Genomic DNA, 24,330 nt, shown 5'->3' with positions numbered 1-24,330 from the left:
GGTGAACGGCGCTCCGCGCGGTGAGGATGGAGGCATGGGATTCCATGTCGACTCCGAGGCCGGGCGGCTGCGCCGCGTCATCCTGCACCGCCCCGATCTGGAACTGAAGCGGCTCACCCCCAGCAACAAGGACGCGCTCCTCTTCGACGACGTGCTGTGGGTGCGCCGCGCCCGGCAGGAGCACGACGGCTTCGCCGACGTCCTGCGCGACCGCGGGGTGGAGGTGCACCTCTTCGGCGATCTGCTGCGCGAGTCCCTGGACATCCCGGTGGCCAAGCGGCTCGTCCTCGACCGGGTCTTCGACGAGAAGGAGTACGGCCCGCTCGCCACCGAACACCTGCGGGCCGCCTTCGAGGAGCTGTCCACCGCCGAGCTGGCCGAGGCGCTGGTCGGCGGGATGACGAAGCGGGAGTTCCTGGAGCGGCACAGCGAGCCGACATCGGTCCGCTTCCATGTCATGGACCTGGACGATTTCCTGCTCGGTCCGCTGCCCAACCACCTCTTCACCCGGGACACCTCCGCCTGGATATACGACGGGGTGTCCATCAACGCGATGCGCTGGCCCGCCCGGCAGCGCGAGACCGTCCACTTCGAGGCGATCTACCGCCATCACCCCCTCTTCACCGGCTCCGAGGCGGGAGCCTTCCACCACTGGTCGGAGGGGCAGGACGACTATCCGTCCACCATCGAGGGTGGCGACGTCCTGGTCATCGGGCAGGGCGCCGTCCTGATCGGGATGAGCGAGCGCACCACCCCGCAGGCGGTGGAGATGCTGGCCCGCGGACTGTTCGACGCCGGTTCCGCCCGGACGATCGTGGCGCTCGACATGCCCAAGAGGCGGGCGTTCATGCACCTCGACACGGTGATGACGATGGTCGACGGCGATACGTTCACCCAGTACGCGGGGCTGGGCATGCTCCGCTCGTACACCATCGAGCCCGGCAGCGGACCGCGGGAGCTCAAGGTCACCGACCATCCGCCCGAGCACATGCACCGGGCCATCGCGGCGGCGCTGGGTCTGGACTCGATCCGGGTCCTCACGGCCACCCAGGACGTGCACGCGGCCGAGCGCGAGCAGTGGGACGACGGCTGCAATGTGCTGGCCGTCGAGCCGGGCGTCGTCGTCGCGTACGAGCGCAACGCCACCACCAACACGTATCTGCGCAAGCAAGGCATCGAGGTGATAGAGATCCGCGGCAGCGAACTCGGCCGGGGCAGGGGCGGTCCCCGCTGCATGAGCTGCCCGGTGGTCCGCGATGCGGTGTAGGCACGGGGGAGCGCGCGACCGAACGGGGGAACACGGGACCGCGCAGGAGCACGGAGGCCGCACGGCCGCGCGGGGTCTGTATAGCAATGCGCTGCCTCGTATAGACTTCCAGGGAACTGTACGCGCGACCCTCGCCCGACCCAGGAGCAGCCACCATGGCCATAGACCTCGCAGGCCGCCACTTCCTCAAGGAGCTGGACTTCACGGCCGAGGAGTTCCGCGGCCTGATCGACCTGGCCGCCGAGCTCAAGGCGGCCAAGAAGTCGGGTACGGAGGTGCAGCGGCTGCGCGGCAAGAACATCGCGCTGATCTTCGAGAAGACCTCGACCCGCACTCGCTGCGCCTTCGAGGTCGCCGCCGCCGACCAGGGTGCCTCGACCACGTACCTCGATCCCTCGGGCTCGCAGATGGGCCACAAGGAGTCGGTGAAGGACACCGCCCGTGTACTCGGCCGGATGTTCGACGGCATCGAGTACCGCGGTGACAGCCAGGCGGCCGTCGAGGAGCTCGCGGCGTACGGCGGGGTTCCCGTCTTCAACGGGCTCACCGACGACTGGCACCCGACCCAGATGCTCGCCGATGTCCTCACGATGACCGAGCACAGCGACAAGCCGCTGGAGCGGATCGCCTTCGCCTACCTCGGCGACGCCCGCTTCAACATGGGCAACTCGTACCTGGTCACCGGTGCGCTGCTGGGCATGGACGTCCGGATCGTCGCCCCGAAGCCCTACTGGCCGGCCGAGGAGATCGTCGCGCAGGCCCGCAAGCTCGCCGAGGCCAGCGGTGCGACCGTCACGCTCACCGAGGACGTCGCCGAGGGCGTCCGCGGCGCCGACTTCGTCGCCACCGACGTCTGGGTCTCCATGGGCGAGCCCAAGGAGGTCTGGGCCGAGCGCATCACCGCGCTCGCGCCGTACGCCGTCACCATGGACGTCCTGAACGCCACCGGGAACGCCGAGGTGAAGTTCCTGCACTGCCTCCCGGCCTACCACGACCTCGGCACCAAGGTCGCCCGCGAGATCCATGCCGCCCACGGGCTGACCGAGCTGGAAGTCACCGACGAGGTCTTCGAGTCCTCGCACTCGATCGTCTTCGACGAGGCCGAGAACCGGATGCACACGATCAAGGCCGTCCTGGTGGCGACCCTGGCCGCCGCCTGACGGGTCGCTGCCCAGGGTCTGTATGAACATGCGCCCGATTGGGTGAACATGCAGGCAATTGGTTACGATGGTTCCACTTGGTGGGGTTCGAGCTCGCGGGCTCGGACCCCACTGTCGTGTCTGACGCGTTCCCCCCCACGGAGCCGGCCGGAGCCCCCCACCAGCTCCGCGCGCACGCCCCCACATGCTCCACCAGAGAAGAGATCATCCCCGTGAGTCCGCTCCGCCCGCAGAGCCTGTCGCCCCGGCCGGGACTGCGCATCAAGAGCCCCACCCAGCTGGTCGCCGAATCCGGCGCCGACCTGGAGGGGCACGGCCTCAAGCGCACCATGGGGCTCTTTCAGCTCGTGTGCTTCGGCATCGGCGCCATCGTCGGAACCGGCATCTTCGTCGGCCTCTCCGGCAGCGTCGCCGAGGCCGGTCCCGCCGTCGTCGTCTCCTTCGTCCTCGCCGCGATCACCTGCATCTTCACCGCGTTCTCCTTCGCCGAGCTGGGCGGTGCGATCCCGGTCTCCGGCAGTTCCTACTCCTTCGCCTACGCCACCCTCGGCGAACGCACCGCGTTCCTCGTCGGCTGGTGCCTGCTGCTGGAGTACGGCGTCTCGGTCTCCGCGGTCGCGGTCGGCTGGAGCCAGTACGTCAACGAGCTGCTGAACAGCCTCGTCGGCTGGCACCTGCCCGCCGCCCTGTCCGCCGGGCCCGGCGACGGCGGCGTGATCAACCTCCCCGCCGTCGTGGTGATCATGATGGCAGCCACCCTGCTGGTGCGCGGCGTCCGGGAGAGCGCGGGCGCCACGGCCGCGATGGCCGTCCTCAAGATCGGCATTCTGATCGCCTTCTGCGCCATCGCATTCACCGCGTTCGAGGCAGGACACCTCTCGCCGTTCGCCACCCATGGTGTGGCCGGGATCACCTCCGGCGCCTCGCTGGCGTTCTTCTCGTACATCGGCTTCGACGCCATCACCACCGCCGGCGAAGAGGTCAAGAACCCCCGCCGGAACATCCCGATCGCGATCATGATCTGCATCGGCGTCGCCACCCTGCTCTACTGCGCGGTCGCCCTGACCGCCATCGGGGCACTCGGCGCGGATGCCGTCTCCGGCAAGCCGGCCGCGCTCTCGCTGATCGTCGACCAGGTCACCGACTCGACCGTCGGCGGCGGCATCGTCGCCTTCGGTGCGGTCGTCGCCATCGCGTCCGTCGTGCTCGCGGTGATGTACGGGCAGACCCGCATCCTGATGTCGATGTCCCGCGACGGCCTGGTCCCGCGGGTCTTCGAACGCGTCTCGCCGCGGACCGCGACGCCCGTCGCCAACACCTGGATCGTCGCCGTCGTCTTTGCCGTTCCGGCGGCCTTCGCGTCCCTCGACGCGGTGGTGAACCTGACCACCATCGGCACGCTCGCCACCATGGTGGCGGTCAATGTCGCGGTGGTCGCGCTGCGCCGCAGCCACCCCGGGCTGAAGCGTTCCTTCCGGGTGCCGCTCTATCCGGCCAGCCCGATCCTGGGCGTCGGCTTCTGCCTCTATCTGATGTACGGGACGGGCTGGGCGACCTGGCTGCAGTTCGCGGTCTTCCTGCTGGTCGGCGCGGCGGTGTACGCCTGCTACGGGCGACGCCGGTCGCGGCTGGCCGGTGCGGACCGGGCCTGAGAGCGCCCGCCAGGGGGTGTCCGGCGGATCATCCGCCGGACACCCCCTGGGACTGAGGCTGATGCGACGGCAGGGTGAACCAGACCGCCTTGCCGTGTTCCGTCGTGCGATGGCCGCAGGACGAACTGAGGGTGCGGATCAGCAGCAGGCCCCGGCCGTGTTCCTGCCAGGGGTCTGGTTCGCCGCCCGGACCGGGCCGGGAGAGATCGCCCGGCGGAGCCGGGTCGCGGTCGTGGACCTCCACCTGCCAGCCGGTCTCCAGAACCTCCACCACCAGCTCGATCGGACCGTCGCCGACGGTGTGTTCCACGGCGTTGGTGACCAGTTCGGCGGTGAGGAGCTCCGCGGTGTCGAGGGAGTCGGCCGAGGTGCCGATGTCCGTCAGCGCCGTACGGATCAGGGCGCGGGCGATCGGCACTGCCGCCGTCGAGTGCGGCAGTGCGATACGCCAGGAGGCGGGGATCGGTCCATCGGGGGGCACGGCAGGTTTCCGTTCCGGAGGTCACGACTTTCTGGAGCTCAAGACTTCTCGGTTTCAACCATACGAAGTGCAACGGCGCAGACAAGGGGCGGGCGACCGGTACGAATGGGACTTTCGCCACTTCGCCCTCACCGCCGCCTTATTGCGTAGTCGTGACGGGAGTCACCGATGAGTGATAAATTCGAGAGCAGGTAGCAGCCCGACGGCTGAAGGGGACCACCCTCCATGAGCCCGTTTCCCAGCTCCGCGCCGCGCACGGAGCACTGGCGCCATCTGCGGCTGACGACGGACGACGGCGTCGCCACCGTCACCCTCGCCCGCCCCGAGAAACTCAATGCGCTCACCTTCGGCGCCTATGCCGATCTGCGCGACCTCCTTGCCGAGCTGTCCCGCGAACGCTCCGTGCGCGCCCTCGTGCTGGCCGGCGAGGGGCGCGGCTTCTGCTCCGGCGGCGACGTCGACGAGATCATCGGCGCAACCCTGGCGATGGACACCGCGCAGCTGCTCGACTTCAACCGCATGACCGGACAGGTCGTACGGGCGCTGCGCGAGTGCCCCTTCCCCGTCGTCGCAGCCGTCCACGGGGTCGCCGCGGGCGCCGGTGCCGTCCTCGCGCTGGCAGCCGACTTCCGCGTCGCCGACCCGTCCGCCCGGTTCGCCTTCCTCTTCACCCGGGTCGGACTCTCCGGCGGCGACATGGGGGCGGCGTATCTGCTGCCGCGCGTCGTCGGTCTCGGCCATGCCACCCGGCTGCTGATGCTCGGCGAGCAGGTCCGCGCCCCCGAGGCGGAACGGATCGGGCTGATCAGCGAGCTGACCGAGGAGGGGCAGGCCGACGCACGGGCCGCGGCGCTCGCCCACCGCCTCGCCGAAGGACCCGCCCTCGCCATCGCCCAGACCAAGGCGCTGCTCACCGCCGAACTCGACATGCCGCTCGCCGCCGCCGTCGAGATGGACGCCGCCACCCAGGCGCTGCTGATGCACGGCGACGACTACGCCGAGTTCCACGCCGCGTTCACGGAGAAGCGGCCGCCGAAATGGCAGGGCAGGTAACGCGATGCGGTACGGCACGAGGCGGATCGCGGTCATCGGCGGCGGCCCCGGCGGACTCTACGCCGCGGCGCTCCTCAAGCGCCTGGACCCGGAGCGCTCCATCACCGTCTGGGAGCGCAACGCCCCGGACGACACGTTCGGATTCGGTGTCGTCCTCTCCGACGAGACGCTCGGCGGTATCGAGCACGCCGACCCCGTGGTGTACCGGGCGCTCCAGGCCGAGTTCGTGCGGTGGGACGACATCGACATCGTCCACCGCGGCCGGACCCAGACATCCGGCGGTCACGGCTTCGCGGCGCTGGGCCGCCGACGGCTCCTGGAGATCCTGCACGAGCGCTGCCGGTCGCTGGGGGTACGGCTCCGCTTCCGCGAAGAGGCCCCGCCCGCCGCCGAACTCGCCGCGACGCACGATCTGGTGATCGCCGCCGACGGGGTGCACAGCGCCACCCGCGAGGCGTACGCCGACACCTTCCGGCCCACCCTCACCACCCACCGCAACCGCTACATCTGGCTCGCCGCCGACTTCGCCCTCGACGCCTTCCGCTTCGAGATCGCGGAGACCGAACACGGCGTGATGCAGCTGCATGCCTACCCGTACGCCCGCCCGTCGCCCGACCAACACCCCTCGACGAGGCCCTCCGGGCCGCCGAACCAATCCGGTGCCTCCACCGTCATCGTCGAGATGCGCGAGGAGGTCTGGCGCGCGGCCGGGCTCGACACCATGGACGCCGCAGCCTCGACGGAACGCTGCGCCAAAATCTTCGCCGATGTCCTCGGCGGCCGCCCGCTGCGTTCCAACCACTCCTCCTGGCTCACCTTCCGTACCGTCGTCAACGCCCGCTGGTCGCACGCCAACACGGTCCTCATCGGCGACGCCGCCCACACCGCCCACTTCTCCATCGGCTCCGGCACGAAACTCGCCGTCGAGGACGCCCTCGCGCTCGCCGCCTGCATCGAGGAACAGCCCGACCTGCCCGCCGCCCTCGCCGCGTACGAGACCGAGCGCCGCCCCGTCGTCGAATCCACCCAGCGCGCCGCCGCGGCCAGCCTGCGCTGGTTCGAGGAGATCGGTACGTACGTCGACCAGGCGCCCCGCCAGTTCGCCTTCAACCTCCTCACCCGCAGCCGCCGCGTCACCCACGACAACCTGCGGCTGCGCGACGCCGGCTTCACCGCGGCCGTCGAGGAGGAGTTCGGCTGCGCCCCGGACACCCCGCCGATGTTCACCCCGCTGCGGCTGCGCGGTCTCGAACTCCGCAACCGTGTCGTCGTCTCGCCGATGGACATGTACTCGGCGGTCGACGGCGTCCCCGGCGACTTCCACCTCGTCCACCTGGGCGCCCGCGCACTCGGCGGCGCCGGGCTCGTCATGACCGAGATGGTGTGCGTCAGCGCCGAGGGGCGTATCACCCCCGGCTGCGCCGGCCTCTACACCCCCGCACAGGCGGCCGCCTGGACCCGGATCACCGACTTCGTCCACACCTCGGCGCCCGGCACGGCGATCGGCATCCAGCTCGGCCACTCCGGGCGCAAGGGCTCCACCAAACTGATGTGGGACGGCATCGACCAGCCGCTCGACGTGGGCAACTGGCCCCTGACCGCCGCCTCCCCGATCCCGTACGCGGAAGGAGTCAACCAGGTCCCGCACGCCCTGGACCGGGCCGGACTCGAGGTCATCCGCGCCCAGTTCGCCGCGGCCGCCCGGTACGCCGTCACCTGCGACTTCGATCTGCTCGAACTCCACTGCGCGCACGGCTACCTGCTCTCCGGCTTCCTCTCGCCGCTCACCAACCGACGCACCGACACCTACGGCGGACCGCTGTCGAACCGACTCCGCTTCCCCCTCGAAGTCTTCGACACGGTCCGCGCCGAGTGGCCCGACGACCGGCCCATGACCGTCCGGATCTCCGCCACCGACTGGGCCGACGGCGGCACGACGGCCGAGGACGCCGTCGAGATCGCCCGCGCGTTCGTCGCACACGGCGCCGACGCCATCGATGTCTCCACCGGCCAGGTCGTCCCGGACGAACGCCCCGAGTACGGCCGCTCGTACCAGACCCCGTACGCCGACCGGATCCGCAACACCCTGGTCGCGCCCGTCATCGCGGTCGGCGCGATCTCGTCCTGGGACGACGTCAACTCCCTGCTGCTGGCGGGCCGCGCCGACCTCTGCGCCCTGGCCCGCCCGCACCTCTACGACCCGCACTGGACCCTGCACGCGGCGGCCGACCAGGGCTATGCCGGACCGGGCGCGCCTTGGCCGCTCCCGTACCGCGCGGGCAGCCGCACACCCCCGACGGGCCGCACGGACGCACCGAAGCCGCGGCTCACCCTGGGGTGAGCGCGAGACACTCGTGGCACCGGCAGGGATCCGGATGCGGGGAGCCGCGCCAGTGCTCGGTCCTCACCTCACCGGACTCGTTCATCTCTCCTCCACGCCGGTGTCCTGCGCACTGATCAGCAGCCGGTCCGAGACGGGCCGGAACCCGATGCGTTGATATACGCCGTTGCTGGTCGGATTGGCAAGGTCCGTGAACAGCAGGATCTCGGCCGCGCCCGCCTCCCGTGCCGCCCGGCTGACGTCCGCCGTCACCGCTGCCGCATAACCGCGGCCCCGGTACTCCGGTGGTGTGTACACGGTCGCGACCCGTACCGTGCCCGCTACCCGGGGTGAGATGCCCGCCATCGAGACCGGGGCATCACCGGCCTCCCAGAGTGTCAGCCCGCCGGACGCCGTCCGCTCGTCCACCAGCCGCTCGGCGTGGGTGCCGGGCTCGCCGATCTCTTCGGCGAAGGCGAGATGCCAGGCCAGGAGCAGTGCGCGGTCGGCGGTCGTGGCGGTCCTCGGGGCGCCCTCGGGGGCGGGGGACGGTGGGATCAACTCGTCGAGCCGGTAGAGCCGTTGTTCCTGCTCGATGCGGTGGCCGGGCCAGCCGACGGCCAGTGCCTCGGCGGTGGGGCGGTCCGCGTTGACGCTGGTCAGGCGGAGTGCCGTGGTCAGTGGGACGAGGGCCTCGGGGGCGACCGTGCCCAGCAGCGGGGGATGGGGCGGAGTGTGCACCAGTGTTCCCGCGACCTCGCCGTCCGGCCCGCGCCACCAGCCCAGCAACGGCGCGGCCTCGCCGTACGCGTGCGGGCCGCTGCGCCGCAGGGTTGCGGTGACGGTCAGTAGCAGGGTGTTCTCGGCGGGGCGGGCCGCCAGCGAGGCGCCCGCCACGTCCAGGAATGCTTCGACATCATCCGTAAAGGTCCAGGTCATGATTTCATCCTGCCGGGCGCGGGGCGTCGGGAGCACCTGCATTTCGGCGCCTGCGGCAGGTCATGACCGTACGAACTGCGCCCCCGCGTCCCGCAGCCGGGCGTGCAGCAGCCCGAACACCTCCGCCGACCGGCCCCCGGGCCACTCCTTCGGCAACAGCTCGTCCGGCAGGCCGGGATCGGCGTACGGCAGCTGTCGCCACGAGTCCAGGGCCGCCAGATAGTCCCGGTAGGCGGTCTCGGGGTCAGGGGCGCCGGTGCGTGACTCCCAGGCCCGCAGCACCGGTTCGTGCTGCTCCAGGAAGTCCACGTGGAGCCGGGCGATGGCGTCGAGGTCCCACCAGCGCGCCACGGACTCCCGCGTCGCGGCGAAGCCGAGGTGTTCCCCGCGGAACAGGTCCACATACGGGGCGAGTTCCAGCCGCTCCAGCGTGTGCCGGGTCTCGTCGTACAGCGCGGCGGGCGCGATCCACACCCCGGGCGCCGCCGTGCCGAAGCCGAGCCGGGCCAGCCGCGAGCGCAGCAGGTGCCGCTTGTGCCGTTCCGCTTCCGGTACGGAGAAGACGGCGAGCACCCAGCCGTCCTGGAGCGGCGGCGACGGGTGCGCATAGATCCGCCGGTCGCCGTCGTCCAGCAGCTGGCGGGCGTCGGACGACAGCGCGTACCCGGCCGCGCCGCTCACGGTACGCGCGGGGACGAGCAGCCCCCGCCGCTTCAGCCGGGAGACGGAGGAGCGTACGGACGGGGCGTCGACACCGAGGACGGACAGCAGCCGGATCAGTTCGGCCACCGGCAGCGGTGCATTGCCGGGGGCACGACCGTACGCGCCGTAGAGGGTGACGATCAGGGATCTGGGGGTGTGCTGCTCGGCCACGTGATCACTCTAGGTCCCGTGCGCCGGTCCGGTCCCCTTCGCTCCGCAGCCGGAACCGCTGCAGCTTGCCGGTGGCGGTCCGGGGGAGCGCCGGCACGAATTCGATGACACGCGGGCATTTGTGGGGGGCGAGTTCGTTCTTCATGTGTGTGCGCAGCTCGTCGGCCGACGCTCCACCGCCCTCGCGCAGCACCACGTACGCCACCACGATCTGCCCGCGCAGCTCGTCCGGATGCCCGACCACCGCCACCTCGGCGACCTCGGGATGGCGCAGCAGGGCGTCCTCGACCTCGGGACCCGCGATGTTGTACCCGGAGGAGATGATCATGTCGTCGGCGCGCGCGACGTAGTGGAAGTAGCCGTCGCTGTCACGTGTGTACGTGTCGCCGGTGAGGTTCCAGCCGTGCTGTACGTACTCCGACTGGCGGATGTCGGCGAGATAGCGGCAGCCGACCGGGCCGCGTACGGCGAGCAGCCCCGGCTCCCCGTCGGGCACCGCCCGGCCGTCCCGGTCCAGCACGCGCGCCTCCCAGCCGGGCACGGGAACCCCGGTGGTGCCGGGACGGATCACGTCGTCGGCGGCGGAGATGAAGATGTGCAGCAGTTCGGTGGCGCCTATGCCGTTGATGATGCGCAGGCCGGTCCGCTCGTACCAGGACTGCCAGGTCGCCACGGGCAGGTTCTCGCCCGCCGACACGCAGCGCCGCAGCGCGGCGAGATCGTGCTTGTCGAGGTGGTCGAGCATGACGCGGTAGGCGGTCGGTGCGGTGAACAGGACCGAGACGCGGTGGGCGGCCAGCGCGGGCAGCAGCTGCCGCGGACCGGCCTGTTCCAGCAGCAGGGCCGACCCCCCGGACCGCAGCGGGAAGACCACCAGACCGCCGAGCCCGAAGGTGAAGCCGAGCGGCGGACTGCCCGCGAACACGTCGTCGGGACAGGGCTGCAGGACGTGGCGGGAGAAGGTGTCGGCGATGGCCAGCACATCGCGGTGGAAGTGCATGCAGCCCTTGGGACGTCCGGTGGTGCCCGAGGTGAACGCGATCAGCGCGACATCGTCCGCGGCCGTGTCCACGGCACGGTACGGTCCCGGCCGCCCCTCGGCCAGGTGCAGCAGATCGCCGGGGCCGCCACCTCCGTACACCGTGATCCGCAGCCCCGGTACCCCCGCCTTCACCAGGTCGTCGACCGACCGGATGTCGCACAGCGCATGACCGACCCGGGCCATCGAACAGATGGTGGCGAGCTCCTGGGCCCGCTGCTGGGCCAGTACGGTCACCGCGATCGCGCCCGCCTTCAGCACGGCCAGCCAGCAGGCGGCGAGGTGGGGCGTGGTGGGGCCGCGGAGCAGAACCCGGTTGCCGGGGACGATCCCCAGATCGGAGGTGAGGACATGGGCGATCCGGTCGACCCGGTCCTGGAGCTCCCCGTAGCTCCAGATTTCGCCCTGGGGCGTATGGAAGGCGGGGCGGTCGGGACCGAGGCGGGCGACCGTGCCGTCGAGGAGCTCGGCGGCGCAGTTCAGCCGGTCCGGATAGTTCAGCTCGGGCAGGTCGAAGACCAGTTCCGGCCACTGGTTTGGCGGTGGCAGATGCTCCCGGGCAAAGGTGTCGAGGTGCGCTGAGGTCTTCGGGTCCATAACGGATCGCCCCCTTGTCGCCCTTGGAGCGTATCGTTTGAATGACGGTAGTCAACAGTTCGCGATAGGGGACAGGGGAGGCGCCGTATGACGGCATTCTCACTCGATCCGGCACAGACCGCCTGGTGCGAAGAGCTGCGCGCCCTGGCCGAACAGGAGCTGCGCCCCCTCGCCGAGAAGGGTGAACCGGGGCACGTCAACCGCCCGCTGATCGCCGCCCTCGGTGAACTCGGCCTGCTCGACCGCCTTTTCTCCTCCGGCGCCCTCGACCTCTGCCTGCTGCGGGAGTCCCTCGCCCGCGGCTGCACGGAGGCCGAGACCGCGCTGGCCCTCCAGGGACTCGGCACATACCCGTTGGTCCAGGCGGGTACCCCGGCCCACCGGGCGCGCTGGCTTCCCGAGGTGCGGGCCGGGCGTGCCGTCGCCGCCTTCGCACTGAGCGAGCCCGGCGCCGGCTCCGACGCCGCGGCGCTCGCCCTGGCGGCCGAGCATGCCCCGGACGGCTGGCGGCTGACCGGTGAGAAGTGCTGGATCTCCAACGCCCCCGAGGCGGACTTCTACACCGTCTTCGCCCGTACGACACCAGGCGCCGGAGCCCGCGGCGTCACCGCGTTCCTGGTCCCGGCGGACCGCCCGGGACTGACCGGCACCGCCCTCGACATGCTCTCCCCGCACCCGATCGGCGCCCTCGCCTTCGACGGGGTTCGGGTCACGCCCGACGATGTGCTCGGCGAACCGGACCGCGGCTTCGGGGTCGCCATGAACACCCTCAACCTGTTCCGTCCCAGCGTCGGCGCGTTCGCTGTCGGCATGGCCCGCGCCGCCCTCGACGCGACCCTCGCCCACACTGCGCAACGCACCGCGTTCGGCGGTCCGCTGAAGGAGCTGCAGGCCGTCTCCCACCAGGTCGCCGAGATGGCCACCCGCACGGAGGCCGCCCGGCTCCTCGTGTACGCGGCCGCGGCGGCGTACGACGCGGGGGAGCCCGGCGTACCGGGCCGGGCGGCGATGGCGAAGCTGTACGCCACCGAGGCGGCGCAGTACGTCGTCGACGCAGCCGTCCAGCTGCACGGCGCACGCGCACTGCGCCGCGGCCATCTGCTCGAACACCTCTACCGGGAGGTGCGCGCCCCGCGGATCTACGAGGGCGCCAGCGAGGTCCAGCGCACGATCATCGCCAAGGAGCTGTACGCGACACCGACGGAGACCGCGACGCCGACGGAGACCGCGCATCGGACGCCGGCCTCGCACCGGACGCCGACCGTGAATCAGGAGCCGCCCGAATGAGCCCGATCCACCGGATCAACCCCGCCGAGCTGTCCCCGCCCACGGGCTTCTCGCACGCCGTCACGGCCACCGGCAGCCGCCTGGTCCTCCTGGCCGGGCAGACCGCCCTCGACCGGGAAGGCAAGGTCATCGGCGACACGCTGCCCGAGCAGTTCGCGACGGCCCTGACCAATCTGCTCACCGCGCTCCGCGCGGCCGGGGGCTCCCCGGCCGATCTGGCGCGGGTGACCGTCTACGCCACGGATGTCGCCGACTACCGCGCACACGCCCCCGAACTCGGGCGGATCTGGCGACGGCTGGCCGGCCGCGACTACCCGGCGATGGCGGTCATCGGGGCGGCGAGGCTCTGGGACGAACAGGCACTCGTCGAGCTCGACGGCATCGCCGTACTGCCGTGAAAACACCGTGTGGGCGTGACGTTGCGCCACGCCCGCACGGCAAGCGCATCAGTAAGACCGACCGTCACCTGGGGGATCCGCGAATACACCACGACGGACGGGTCGGTGACCGTGGTGAGGGCCTCGATGACCGGTCAGGAGAACGCGGAGAGCCGCTCCGTGAGCTGCTCGTGCGCCCGCTCCGGGTCCGGCCGGAAGTCCGCCGCCTCGGCGAACACCGCACCCGGAGCGGCCTGCGCCGAGGCCGGACGCCCCGCACGCCCCGGATCCGGCCGTCAGTAGGGCGAGCGTCGCACCGCGCTGCGGCCGGCGGCGGACAGCAGGGAACCGATCACGATCCCGATGGCGAGACAGACAGCCGCCGAGCCGATCCTGGCGTCCAGCGGGACCGATGTGGTGAAGGGCAGCAGCACCATGACGGCAGTGGCGAGGACGACAATGCAGACGAAGAACGTACCCGGCTGCCGCGTCGTGAGGATCAGCAGGTGCACCAACGCCGTGGCCGCCAGCGCTGCCAGCCCGGCCCCGGTGGCCAGCAGTCCCGTCGAGGCGTCGCCCATCGCCCCGTCGCGCTCCGGCGCGAAGAGGGGCACGTCCAGGACCCCACGGACGAGGAGCACCCCGACGAAGGCGGTGAGCGCGGCGATGACGGCGGTCATGGCGCCGCCCGCCCACAGCCGCGCCGCGTCGACACGGAGCCGGGGCGGTTCCGGGCGGAGGTATCCGGTCCGCTGCTGCGGCTGTCCGTAGCTGTCCTGCGAGTCCCATGCGTCCACGATCGGTCTTCTCCCCTCGGTACCCGGACCCCGATCGTGGACCGGGCGACCGGAGTCGGCGAACGCACGCGGTCCGTGCGGGTGACGCACCTGAGGGCCCCCTGACGACGACGGGGCGCAGACCGGTCGACAGGGGTGTAAGCAGAAGATATGCGCGTCCGGCACAGAGACAACCGCTTCAGCCCGTCCCGGCGGCTGAGCCAGGGGCTGCTCGCCGTGCCGTTCGCCCTCATCGCGACCGTCGCGCTGATCGACATAAGCACCCCGGAGTCCATCCACCTCGGCCCGTTCCTCGTCGCCGCGCCCGCGCTCGCCGCCTCCTTCGCCGGCCCCGGCCTCACGGCCGTCGTCGGAGCGCTGGCCGTCGCGGCCCAGGTCGTCATCGCCGCCCTGCACGGCGGCGTCGGGACACCGAGCCACGAGGCCCAGATCGGCGCCGTCGCGGTGATCTCCGCGTTCCTGGTGGTGTTCCGCTATGCCCTCGACCGGCACGAGCGGCAGCTGGACCGGGTGCGCTCGGTGGCTGTCATGGCGCAACAGGTCCTGCTGCACCCACTGCCGCACCAGATCGGCCCATTGAGTATCGCGTCCGTGTACATCGCGGCCGAGGAGGAGGCCCAGATCGGCGGTGACCTGTACGCCGCGGTGCCCGCCCCGGGCGGGACCCGCCTCGTGGTCGGCGACGTCCGCGGCAGCGGCCTGGCCGCCGTCGACGACGCCGCGGTGGTGGTGGGGGCGTTCCGCGGGGCGGCGTACGAGAACCTCTCGCTGCCCGGCGCCGTGGCACACATCGCCAACGCCTCGTACTGGAACATGGCCCAGCTCGCCGAGACGGATCCGGAGTACGACGAATCGTTCGTGACCGCGCTGGTCCTGGACGTCTCCGAGGAGGACCACAGCGTCCGTCTGGTGAACTGCGGACATCCCCCTCCGCTGCTGCTGCGCGGCGACGGCCGTGTCGAGGCACTGGAGGTCAGGGAACCCGCGCTCCCGCTGGGGTTCGGCATGGTGTCGGAGAACCAGTACGAGGTCGAGACCTTCGGCTTCCACCCCGGCGATCTGCTGCTCCTCTACACCGACGGCGTCATCGAGGCACGCGACCGCAGAGGCACGTTCTACCCGCTCGCCGACCGGCTCGCCTCCTGGAACGGCACCGGCCCCGACGCCCTTGTCGAGCATCTCCACACCGACCTGTTGAGGCACGCCGGTGGGCACCTGAGCGACGACGCCGTCATGATCGCGATCACGAAGGCGTCCGGCGTGGTCAGGGAAGCCGCAGCGAGTAGGTGATCCGCTCCAGGTGGTAGTAGTCGGCGACGCATGTGGCGGGCCAGACCTTCCGCCCGTGCTGACGGAAAGGTTCCACCATGCCGCCGACCGACAACGGCATGTACGGGAGAACCCGGTCGCCGTCCGCGGCACGCGCGCGCATCCACCGGTCCTGGCGGTCCCACTTCACCGCCCGTACGCGCATGTCATGTTCGAGCCGCCCCAGCGGGACAGCGAGCGCGAGGCACACGACGGCGCACACCCCCGCACCGGCCGCCTGCACCGCACCGGTGCGGTGCAGGCGCAGACCCAGGGCGAGTCCCACCAGCGCGCCGACCCCGACGAGCACCGCGACGTACAGCAGGAGGTAGTCGTTCCAGATCCGTGAGGAGGTCATCACGCTGTCGCCGAAGGCGGGATACGCGACGACCGTGCAGAGATAGCCGGAGACCAGGAACGCGAGGACACCGGCGCAGGACAGCAGCGGCCAGCGCTCCGGCAGGACCACGCGCCGCCCACCGGGCCCCCTGATGAGCAGCCCCAGCAGGACCCCCGCCGCGACCGCCCCCAGATAGGCCCACGTGGTGAGGAGCGTTCCCAGGATGTGCCCGAAGCCGCGCAGGGACCCGAGAAGTGAGTCGGGCGCGAGGAAGGACACCCCGTCCGTGTGGAATCGCTCCCGCCGGATCCTCGCGCCCGGCGACGTGTAGAGCACGAGCGTCCCGGTCACGGTCCCCGCCATGCCCGCCAGGCACCAGCCCCGCACATAGGCACGGCGCCGCCCGACGAGGAGCAGCAGAACGGCCGACAGGACAACGAGCACGACGACGGACGCCTCTTCCGAAAGCGTCCCCAGGCAGAGACCCGCCACGAGAACGGCGACCAGCGCGCAGCGCCTCCCCCCGCGCGAGCGGGCCCGGAGCAGCGGAACGGCCGCGGCACAGGCGAGCACCGGCGCCATGGTGTGCGAGACGGACGACGCGGGCCAGTAGAACGTCTTGTACGTGTTGGGTGTCGCGAACAGAAAGACGGCCGTCACCATCGACGCCACGAGCAAGGGGACTCCGCGTGGCGCCGTCAGACCGCCCCGGCGCAGCGCCGATACGGTCACTGTCCACACGATCCCCAGCGTGACCACACAGCTGACCAGCCCGAACCACTGGTGCCCCGCGACGCCGAACGTCCCGTACGCCCAGACCAGAACGGCGTTCGCGATCCGCCCGTTGTCCCCGAGATAGAACTTCCCGACCATCCCGGGGAGCCCCTCGTCCCGCACGACGGGCAGAAAGCACCACTCGTCCGCACCGGGCCGGACCCACCGTCCGTACCACGCCGCCGCCCCGAGAAGACCAAGTGGCAGGAGACAGAGCGCAGCCGGCCAGAGCGTCCTCCACGCCGGTAAGGGACGGGCGTTCGCCGTCCTGCCGGGCACCGTCCGTCCCCGTTCGCGCGGCTGCTCCGGAAGGCCTGTCCGTGAGGCACCGGGGGCCACCTCCCGTGCCGGGCCGGGGGCCGTCATCGTGCTTCTCGAACCGTGGTCATCGCCGCTATCTGATACGGGGCGGCGGGCAGCCCGGTCTCCGCACACGCAGAGGCGACCGTAGCTTCATCCGAATGGCGGATGCTGAAATCCGTTGCGGTGCCGGGGCTCTGCCGGCCACCGGCCCGCTGCCGGCGCACGGACGGCACGCCGCGGTGGGAACGCGGAGTCCTGGGCGGCCGCGGCAACAGTTAAGGGAGCCCTCCGTTCCCGGTTCTTCCCTGAGTGCAGGATACCCCCCTGGGTATATTGTGCCGACCTGGCCCGCTCTGTGACATCCGCCTCCGGCGGTCGGTCGGCTCCCTCGTTCGCGAGCCGCTGCACCCCTCGAATTTATACCCCCAGGGGTATTTGACATCTGCGACCCGGCGTGCCTACTGTCGTCATCAACAAATACCCAGGGGGGTATATGGAGCCGAGGGGATCGCGGTGCGTGAAGTGGATCTGGATGCGTTCGCGGCGGCGTGGGCCGAGGGAGCGCTCGTCCTGGACGTGCGGGAGTCGGAGGAGTACCGGGCCGGCCATGTGCCCGGAGCGCGACTCGCCCCACTGTCCACCCTCGCCGCCGCGGTGGGCGAGGTGCCCAAGGATCGGCCGGTCCACGTGATCTGCGCCAGTGGCAACCGTAGTCAGTGGGCCGCCGAGCGCCTGGCTGCCGCCGGCGCGGATGCCATCTCGGTCGCCGGCGGCACCGGCGACTGGGCCCGCACGGGCCGCCCGCCCGTCACCGGACGGGCGCCCGGAGCCGCGTGAAGGAAGTGCCCGCCGTCCGGGCGGGCGTTCCGCCGGTTTACTTTTGAGCAATATACCCCTAGGGGTATATATTCATCCTCGCGGAGGGTTCCTGTGTTCTTCACCCAGTACTACCTCGACTGCCTCTCCCAGGCGTCGTACATGATCGCGGACGAGACCAGCGGGCAGGCCGTGGTCGTCGACCCTCGCCGGGACATCTCGGAGTACATGGCCGATGCCGAGACCCGCGGCTTCACTGTCGTCGGCGTCATCAACACCCACTTCCACGCCGACTTCGTCGCAGGACACCTGGAGATGGCGGCCCGCACCGGCGCCTGGATCGGCTACGGCCATCGCGCCGAGACCGAGTACTCCATCCGCAAGCTCACCGAGGGCGAGCGCGTCAGCCTCGGCGACGTCACTCTTGAGATCATGGAGACCCCCGGGCACACCCCGGAGTCGATCAGCGTCCTGGTCCATGAGCACGCCACCGACACCGTCCCGTACGGGGTACTGACCGGCGACGCGCTGTTCATCGGTGACGTGGGCCGGCCCGACCTGCTCGCCTCGGTGGGCGTGACCGCCGAGGAGCTCGGCGCGATGCTCCACGACAGCGTCCAGAACAAGCTGATGGGCCTGCCGGACGAGGTCCGGGTCTTCCCCGCCCATGGCGCGGGCTCCGCCTGCGGCAAGAATCTCTCCACCGAGAAGCAGTCCACCATCGGCGAGCAGCGTGCCACCAACTACGCCTGCGCGCCCATGAGTCAAGAGGACTTCGTGGCCCTCGTCACCGTGGGCCAGTCCGCGGCGCCGAGCTACTTCTCCTACGACGCCGAACTCAACCGCAAGGATCGTGAGCTGTACAACCCGGCCGCGGCGCCCCGGCCGCTGACCGTTGAGGAGTTTTCGGCGCTGCGCGGGGCCGGGGCCGTGGTGGTCGACGCCCGCGGCCCGCAGGAGTTCGGTGCCGGGCACCTGCGCGGGTCGATCAATGTGCCGGCCGACGGCCGGTTCGCCGAGCAGGCCGGAACCGTGCTCGCGCCCGACGCGGAACTGCTGGTCATCGCGCCGGAGAACCGCGAGGAGGAAGTGGTCACCCGTCTCGCCCGGATCGGCTTCGACCGGGTGGCCGGCTATCTGCGCAATCCCGACGACGCCCTCGCGGCGCTGGGGGACGAGGTCGGCCCCGCCGGCCGGCTGACCGCCGCCCAGCTCCGTACCGCTCTGGAGAGTGGAGAGCCCCCGCTCGTGGTCGACGTTCGCACCTGCGGAGAGCGCGCGGCGGGATTCATCGACGGCTCGCTGCACATCTCCCTCGGCGAGCTGCCCCGCCACCTGGGGGAGATCCCGCGCGACCGTGCGTTGGTCCTGCACTGCGCGGGCGGTCACCGCTCCTCCATCGCCGCAAGCCTGCTGCGCCATAACGGCTTCTCCGACGTCTCCGACATCCTCGGCGGCTACGCCGCATGGGCGCTGCTGACCGAACCTGCCGACGCCTGACCCCAGTCCTGGCCACCCCTACTCATTTGCATACCGTTCCTGGGCAGTGGGCAGGAGTGAGTCCTGGCTCACCGGTACGCCCCGAACGGTCTTGGGCGCACTGGCCCTCTGCTTTCGCGTCCCGGTCGGCGACGCATATCCCGTATGCGGTCCGTCCCAGGCGGGCGGAATCCCTACGACCTGGCCATGTGGGTGTGGCCAGAGGCGACGGGGAGGCCCCGAACCATCTCTCTGGTAGAACGGGGGCCCCGACTGCTGACGCCACACCCGGCGTCCCAGATCGCACCGAATACGTTACGCACACCCCGCCGGGCATACCCGCAGCTCGTCACACCGTTCACCCAATCGTGTCCATGTTCGCCAAAACGATGTGCTTGCCCAGTAGTTGTGAACCCCCTGGGTATGTGTCCGTTTACCTATGGAGCCCCCATGACCAGCAACGCCTCCCGCGCCGCCGCAATCGACTCCGCCGCCCTTCAGCGGCTCATCCGGGAAGGCCGCGGGCCCCGCCTTCTGGACGTCCGCACTCCCGGCGAGTTCCGCACCGTCCACATACCCGGCGCCTACAACGTGCCCATGGCCACCCTGCGCGAGCACCGCGCCGAACTCCTCAGCCACCTCGACGAAGACGTCGTCCTCGTCTGCCGCTCCGGCACCCGCGCCTCACAGGCGGAAGCCGCCCTCGCCGAGGCCGGACTGCCGAACCTGCGCGTCCTGGACGGAGGCATGATCGCCTGGGAGACTGCGGGCGCCCCCGTCAACTACGGCTCCGCCCGCTGGGACATGGAACGCCAGGTCCGGCTCGTCGCCGGATCCATCGTGCTGACCACCGGGCTCGCCGGCCTGCTGGTGCCCGGCATCCACCTGATCGGCACCGCCGTCGGCGCGGGCCTGACCTACGCGGCCCTCAGCAACAGCTGCGCCATGGGCATGCTGCTGGCCAAGCTGCCCTACAACCGCGGCCCGCGCACCGACATCCGCACCGTCATCGCAGCCCTGCGGGACAAGCCGTGATCGCGGTCGTCATCGCGGCATCCCTGCTTGTCGGGATCAGTCTCGGCATCCTCGGCGGCGGAGGCTCGATCCCCACCGTGCCCACCCTCTGACCTGGACCGTCGCGGGCATTGCCACGATCGTGCTGACCTCGCGTGCCGTGCGGGCGCGACGCCGGGCCGCCGCTCCGCCGACCCCGCCGGCACGCGACCACGAGACGGTCACCGCATGGGCGGTCGGCGGCCCCAGTGACCCCGCGCGTGAGCTGGCCGCGCGGCTGTCCGTCCGGAAAACCGTCCTGCTGGAAGGGCCGAGTGACGCCGCAGCGGTCAGCGCACGGGCTGCGAGCCGTGGCCGGAACCTGGCGGCCGAAGGAGTCTGCGTCCTACCGATGGGCGGTGCGATGAGCGTCGGGCACTTCGCCCGCCTCCTCGGGCCACCCGGCCTGGGCCTCCGCCTCACGGGACTGTGCGACGCCAACTCGACCTGGGACAGTGACTTCCAGGGACGCCGGGGCTTGATCAACTCGGTCTTGAACAAACCGATCGTCGATTCCATCAGGGCGTTGTCGTACGCGTCCACGACCGAGCAGGGGCGGTTCACCCCGGTCATGAACATGCCTACCTGTATGCGGAATTGGCGCCAGGTCAGCCAGATCACCAAGAGGTCTCCAGGGTGACAGGTAGGAGGTCGCGGCTCGCGGCTGCGGACCGGCTGCTCGTGCTCATGTAGGCCAGGACGATGTCGTCGAGGGGGTGCCGGCTGACGCTCCAGGCGGCGTCATGAGCTGGTGCGGAGCCGCGTACGAGGAGGACGGTCAAAGCGCATCGACTTGATCGCGGCCATCTGTGGCAGCGTATTCAGCAGTTCGACCAACGGTACGATCGAGTGCTGTCCGCATGGCTGCTGGCAGACGTCGGACTTGCACGGGGCCGGTAATGTATGGTCCGCGCGGTCGGTGTTGACGTTGACCGACGATACCGAGCGAGGAAGAGGGCTGCGCCTTGGCACGCAAACGGACGCAGGACCTGCCTGACCTGTCCGGACTGCTTCTGCCCCGTGATCAACGGATGACGGCCGTGGAGCAGTCAGTGCTTAGGCATCGCTCCAGCACACAGGTGGCGGTCTCCCTGGCCGAACAAATCGCTGCCCGGCTGGCCTGTGCTATCGCCTTCGACCTCGTCCACGCCGGCCAGCGCCTGCTCGAGCAGGATATTTGTGCGATTCTTGGCGTCAGTCGGGCCCCGGTCCGTGAAGCACTGCGCATTCTCGAGCGGGATCGGCTCGTCGAGTTCCAGGCGCGGCGGGGTGCGCTTGTCACTGCGCCGACAGCCAAGGAGGTACGCAACGTCTTCGATGTCCGGATCGCGTTGTACGGAATTCTCCTTCGGGAGGAGATGAACCGGGATCCGAAGCGGCTGCTCGCGGTTCTGAACGCCCACATGCCGGCGGTCGAGAGGTCTGTCACTGAGTCCGCCGACGACTATGCGACGGCGACATTCCTGCTGAACTCCTCGATCGCGGCGGTGGCGGGCAACGAGACCCTCGCGGACCTGTTGCAGTCCGTCTCCCTCCAAACGTTCCGATATGTGCGTTTGGGATTGGCGCACCATCCGGGGAACATCCCGCGGTCCCTCGAGAGCTGGCACGCCCTTCGCACCGCGGTGGCGGCGGGCGAGGTCGCCCTAGTGGTGCGGATCGCCGAGGCTCGCATCGAGCGAGTCCGTGATGCCGCCCTGGCGGCTCTCGAAGACTCCGACACATCGGACTGAACCAGGTTCGGTTCACAGGGTTGACAGTGCTCAGGCCTTCCTTATTCTTGTCGACATCAATCCTTAGCGGGGGTTGAGTCCATCCCTGTCGACGTCGATTGCGGAGAAAGCCATGACCCCTAATATCACCCCACTGACCGGGTCGATCGGCGCGTCGGTCGAAGGGGTTCGCCTGAGCCAGGACCTTGACGACGCAACGCGCACCGTGCTTCGGGACGCGTTCCTGGAATACTGCATGCTTGTCTTCCGGGGGCAGCACCTTGAGCCGCCGGCGCACGCGAAGTTCGCCCGCAACTGGGGAGAGCCGGTCGTCACAGCCATGCTCAACCCGCTCCCAGAAGCTCCGGGCGTCGTCCAGATCACCGACGTCAAGAAGGAGACCACGGCCACCGAGGCCTGGCACTACGACGCGACGTTCGAGGCGGTCCCGCCGAAGATCTCGATCCTCTCGGCCGTCACCATTCCGGTGGGTGGCGACACCCTGTGGTCGAACCAGTACCTCGCTTTCGAACGGCTCTCGCCCGATCTACGGCGTGTTCTGGAGACCCTGCGCGTGCGCTTCCGCGGCATTCGGCTCGGCCGGATGATGGGAATTCCCGAGGAGGAGCGGCCGCAAGCAGTGCACCCCCTCGTGCGCACGCACCCGGAGACCGGGCGCAAGGCCCTCTATGTCGGCCACCTTGAGAACACCTGCATCGAAGGCTGGACCAGGGAGGAGAGCGACCCTCTCATGGAGTTCCTGTACAACCAGTCCGTCACCCCGGACAACGTGTACCGGCACAGCTGGCAGCCCGGTGACCTCGTGATGTGGGACAACCGCTGCACGATGCACTACGCCGTCCACGACTACGGCGACCAGCCGCGGGCCCTCAACCGGATCACGCTCCACGGCGAGGCCCCGGTCTGAGCGACGGGCATCGTGATCCTGTTGACGCATTTCCCCGAGACGGAGACTCCATGACCTCCAGCAACACCAAGTCCCCCGTTCCCGTGGGGCTAGCCGGAGCCACCGAAGGGCAAGGCCGACCCTCCTCCACTCCTCGCAAGCGCGGACGGATCAAGGTGCGCGCATGGCAGGTCATCCTGCTGCTCGCCTGGTTCGGTCTGTGGCAAGGGGTCACCAGCGCGGGCATCTTGGACCCCGTTCTCTCCAAGACCCCGGCGCAGTCGTGGAATTACCTCACAACTGCCGCGGAGTCCGGGGAGTTGTGGTCCAACACCAAGGCGACGATGGCGGCGGTGCTGCTGGCCTGGGTCATGGCGGGGATCGCCGGCGTCGTCGCCGGGCTCGCGTTGGGCCTCCTGCCCACCACCGAGCGAATCCTCACGCCTTACCTGGAGGCCGTGAACTCCATGCCGCGGATCGCCCTGGCGCCGCTGTTCATCGTGGCGTTCGGGATCGGGCTGTGGGCCAAGGTGGCGCTTGCCACGACCCTCGTCTTCTTCATCGTCATGTCAGGGGCGCGAGCGGGGATACGGTCCGCCGATGCGGAGTGGCTCCGGTTGTCGGCCGTCCTCGGAGTGAACAAGTTCCAGTTGTTCACGAAGATCTTCTTCCCCGTCGCGACGCCGGCCATCTTCGCATCCTTGCGCCTCGGCCTGATCTACTCACTGCTCGGTGTCGTGGGCTCCGAGCTGATCTCCGCCGAAAACGGTCTTGGCCAACTGATTGCGAACTATTCCGCCATCTTCCGGATGGAGGCTGTGTACGCGATCCTCATCCTGCTGGCCGTGATCGCTGTCATTCTCAACCAACTCATGGGCGCCATCGAGGCACGGCTGCTCAGTTGGCAGCCCCCGGAAGAGCGGTGAACGCCATGCCAGCCCGAGCACACACATCCGAGACAGATCCCGCCGTGACTGACACGTCGGCACTTCATGGCAGCGCGCGCCCGGCTGACGCCGTGACGTTCGAAAACGTGACCGTCACCTTTCCCTCCGCCGACGGCGGGGTCCGCACGATCCTCAAAGAGCTCAACCTGACGATACCCGCCGGGCAGTTCGTGGCTGTCGTCGGCCGGAGCGGCTGCGGCAAGACGACCATGCTCAACATGGCGGCCGGTCTCGTCGAGGCAACCGACGGCTCGGTCACCGTCCTCGGGTCCGCTCCCAAAGCCGCCCGCAAGCGGATGGGTTTCATGCTCGCCCGTGATGCCCTGCTCCCCTGGCGCACCGCATTGGGCAACGTGCAGTACGGCCTGGAGCTGCGCGGGGTGAAGCCCACCGCCAAACGGAAGGAGACAGCTTCCCACTGGCTCTCGACCGTCCACCTCGCAGACCATGAGAAGCACTTCCCCTGGCAGCTCTCCCAGGGGATGCGGCAGCGGGTCGCGCTGGCCAGGACTTGGGCCCTCGACCCCGAACTGCTCCTCATGGACGAGCCGTTCGCCGCTCTTGACGTCAACACGCGGCGATCCGCCCAGAACGAGTTCCTCGACCTGTGGCAGCGGGAGGAGCACCGCACGGTCATGTTCGTCACGCATGATCTCGGCGAGGCCGTCGCACTCGCCGATCGCGTCGTGCTCATGGGGGAGGGGGGCGTCCTCGACGACGTCGTGATCGACATCGAGCGGCCGCGGGATCTGACACACATCACGATGAACTCGACCTATCAGGACATCCTTGAGCGGCTCCGTGTCCACCTGCGCCGGTGAACGCGCGGCGCACTCGGCCGGTCCACCG

21 protein-coding genes and 2 pseudogenes are annotated in these 24,330 nt (G+C 70.1%); 16 read left to right on the top strand and 7 right to left on the bottom strand.

Annotation, left to right across the window (positions count from 1 at the left end; all coding sequences use genetic code 11):
* The first annotated feature begins 34 nt into the window (after positions 1-34).
* The 3 genes from OH809_RS10865 (at position 35) to OH809_RS10855 (ending at position 4,079) form a co-directional block, all read left to right on the top strand.
* Positions 35-1,267, top strand: a complete 1,233-nt coding sequence (locus tag OH809_RS10865) for an arginine deiminase (RefSeq protein ID WP_376663051.1) — start codon at positions 35-37, stop codon at positions 1,265-1,267.
* 155 nt (positions 1,268-1,422) lie between these two features.
* Positions 1,423-2,427, top strand: a complete 1,005-nt coding sequence (gene argF / locus OH809_RS10860; RefSeq protein ID WP_406422594.1) for an ornithine carbamoyltransferase — start codon at positions 1,423-1,425, stop codon at positions 2,425-2,427.
* Positions 2,428-2,630: 203 nt separating this feature from the next.
* The gene (locus tag OH809_RS10855; protein WP_406425252.1) at positions 2,631-4,079 is read left to right on the top strand and encodes an amino acid permease; all 1,449 of its coding nucleotides are present in this window, start codon (positions 2,631-2,633) and stop codon (positions 4,077-4,079) included.
* A gap of 28 nt (positions 4,080-4,107) precedes the next feature.
* On the opposite strand, the gene OH809_RS10850 is transcribed toward OH809_RS10855, so the two are convergent.
* Positions 4,108-4,560 carry an ATP-binding protein gene (locus tag OH809_RS10850; protein ID WP_406515056.1) on the bottom strand — a complete coding sequence of 151 codons (453 nt, stop codon included), beginning with the start codon at positions 4,558-4,560 and terminating at the stop codon, positions 4,108-4,110.
* Positions 4,561-4,785: 225 nt separating this feature from the next.
* On the opposite strand from OH809_RS10850, the gene OH809_RS10845 reads away from it, so the two are divergent.
* A complete protein-coding gene (locus OH809_RS10845; protein WP_406422596.1) occupies positions 4,786-5,613 on the top strand; it encodes an enoyl-CoA hydratase family protein in 828 nt (275 codons plus the stop codon).
* Positions 5,614-5,617: 4 nt separating this feature from the next.
* Positions 5,618-7,954 carry a bifunctional salicylyl-CoA 5-hydroxylase/oxidoreductase gene (locus OH809_RS10840; protein WP_406422597.1) on the top strand — a complete coding sequence of 779 codons (2,337 nt, stop codon included), beginning with the start codon at positions 5,618-5,620 and terminating at the stop codon, positions 7,952-7,954.
* A gap of 81 nt (positions 7,955-8,035) precedes the next feature.
* On the opposite strand, the gene OH809_RS10835 is transcribed toward OH809_RS10840, so the two are convergent.
* From OH809_RS10835 to OH809_RS10825, 3 genes are read right to left on the bottom strand one after another with little or no spacing between them, the layout of a single operon-like run.
* A complete protein-coding gene (locus tag OH809_RS10835) occupies positions 8,036-8,872 on the bottom strand; it encodes a GNAT family N-acetyltransferase (RefSeq protein ID WP_406422598.1) in 837 nt (278 codons plus the stop codon).
* 60 nt (positions 8,873-8,932) lie between these two features.
* A complete protein-coding gene (locus tag OH809_RS10830) occupies positions 8,933-9,745 on the bottom strand; it encodes a PaaX family transcriptional regulator C-terminal domain-containing protein (RefSeq protein ID WP_406422599.1) in 813 nt (270 codons plus the stop codon).
* Positions 9,746-9,749: 4 nt separating this feature from the next.
* The gene (locus OH809_RS10825; protein ID WP_406515055.1) at positions 9,750-11,381 is read right to left on the bottom strand and encodes an AMP-binding protein; all 1,632 of its coding nucleotides are present in this window, start codon (positions 11,379-11,381) and stop codon (positions 9,750-9,752) included.
* A gap of 87 nt (positions 11,382-11,468) precedes the next feature.
* Between OH809_RS10825 and OH809_RS10820 the strand changes: the two genes are divergently transcribed.
* Positions 11,469-12,668 (top strand): acyl-CoA dehydrogenase family protein, encoded by a 1,200-nt coding sequence (locus OH809_RS10820; RefSeq protein WP_406422601.1) that lies wholly within the window; start codon positions 11,469-11,471, stop codon positions 12,666-12,668.
* On the top strand, positions 12,665-13,066 hold the full coding sequence (locus OH809_RS10815; RefSeq protein WP_406515054.1) for a RidA family protein: 402 nt from the start codon (positions 12,665-12,667) through the stop codon (positions 13,064-13,066). The genes OH809_RS10820 and OH809_RS10815 overlap by 4 nt, the downstream gene beginning before the upstream one ends.
* Positions 13,067-13,125: 59 nt before the next feature.
* Here the strand turns inward: OH809_RS10815 and OH809_RS10810 are convergent.
* Positions 13,126-13,323 (bottom strand): annotated as a pseudogene (locus OH809_RS10810) (FAD-dependent oxidoreductase); the annotation flags it as partial.
* Between the two features lie 18 nt (positions 13,324-13,341).
* On the bottom strand, positions 13,342-13,842 hold the full coding sequence (locus OH809_RS10805) for a DUF6069 family protein (protein WP_406422603.1): 501 nt from the start codon (positions 13,840-13,842) through the stop codon (positions 13,342-13,344).
* A gap of 150 nt (positions 13,843-13,992) precedes the next feature.
* Here OH809_RS10805 and OH809_RS10800 point away from each other — a divergent pair, with 150 nt between their 5' ends.
* Positions 13,993-15,132, top strand: a complete 1,140-nt coding sequence (locus OH809_RS10800; RefSeq protein ID WP_406422604.1) for a PP2C family protein-serine/threonine phosphatase — start codon at positions 13,993-13,995, stop codon at positions 15,130-15,132.
* On the opposite strand, the gene OH809_RS10795 is transcribed toward OH809_RS10800, so the two are convergent.
* A complete protein-coding gene (locus OH809_RS10795) occupies positions 15,107-16,363 on the bottom strand; it encodes a DUF6056 family protein (RefSeq protein ID WP_406515053.1) in 1,257 nt (418 codons plus the stop codon). The two genes, OH809_RS10800 and OH809_RS10795, sit on opposite strands and share 26 nt — an antisense overlap.
* 717 nt (positions 16,364-17,080) lie before the next feature.
* Here OH809_RS10795 and OH809_RS10790 point away from each other — a divergent pair.
* From OH809_RS10790 to OH809_RS10755, 8 genes and pseudogenes are all read left to right on the top strand, one after another.
* Complete coding sequence (locus OH809_RS10790) at positions 17,081-17,404, top strand: rhodanese-like domain-containing protein (protein WP_406515052.1); 324 nt, start codon at positions 17,081-17,083, stop codon at positions 17,402-17,404.
* 93 nt (positions 17,405-17,497) lie between these two features.
* On the top strand, positions 17,498-18,883 hold the full coding sequence (locus tag OH809_RS10785) for a rhodanese-like domain-containing protein (protein WP_406422607.1): 1,386 nt from the start codon (positions 17,498-17,500) through the stop codon (positions 18,881-18,883).
* Between the two features lie 429 nt (positions 18,884-19,312).
* On the top strand, positions 19,313-19,897 hold the full coding sequence (locus tag OH809_RS10780) for a rhodanese-like domain-containing protein (protein ID WP_406422608.1): 585 nt from the start codon (positions 19,313-19,315) through the stop codon (positions 19,895-19,897).
* Between the two features lie 139 nt (positions 19,898-20,036).
* A pseudogene (locus tag OH809_RS10775) lies at positions 20,037-20,351 on the top strand (TOPRIM nucleotidyl transferase/hydrolase domain-containing protein); the annotation flags it as partial.
* A gap of 643 nt (positions 20,352-20,994) precedes the next feature.
* On the top strand, positions 20,995-21,648 hold the full coding sequence (locus tag OH809_RS10770) for a GntR family transcriptional regulator (protein ID WP_406515051.1): 654 nt from the start codon (positions 20,995-20,997) through the stop codon (positions 21,646-21,648).
* Positions 21,649-21,760: 112 nt separating this feature from the next.
* On the top strand, positions 21,761-22,555 hold the full coding sequence (locus OH809_RS10765; RefSeq protein WP_406422611.1) for a TauD/TfdA dioxygenase family protein: 795 nt from the start codon (positions 21,761-21,763) through the stop codon (positions 22,553-22,555).
* A 50-nt stretch (positions 22,556-22,605) separates the two neighbouring features.
* Positions 22,606-23,460, top strand: coding sequence for an ABC transporter permease (locus tag OH809_RS10760; protein WP_406422612.1), 855 nt, complete (start codon positions 22,606-22,608; stop codon positions 23,458-23,460).
* A 107-nt stretch (positions 23,461-23,567) separates the two neighbouring features.
* Positions 23,568-24,302 (top strand): ABC transporter ATP-binding protein, encoded by a 735-nt coding sequence (locus OH809_RS10755; protein WP_406515050.1) that lies wholly within the window; start codon positions 23,568-23,570, stop codon positions 24,300-24,302.
* Positions 24,303-24,330: the final 28 nt, after the last annotated feature.

This window comes from Streptomyces sp. NBC_00873, assembly GCF_045207415.1.
Taxonomy (GTDB): Bacteria; Actinomycetota; Actinomycetes; order Streptomycetales; family Streptomycetaceae; genus Streptomyces.
This window is presented reverse-complemented; position numbering and strand designations above follow the sequence as displayed.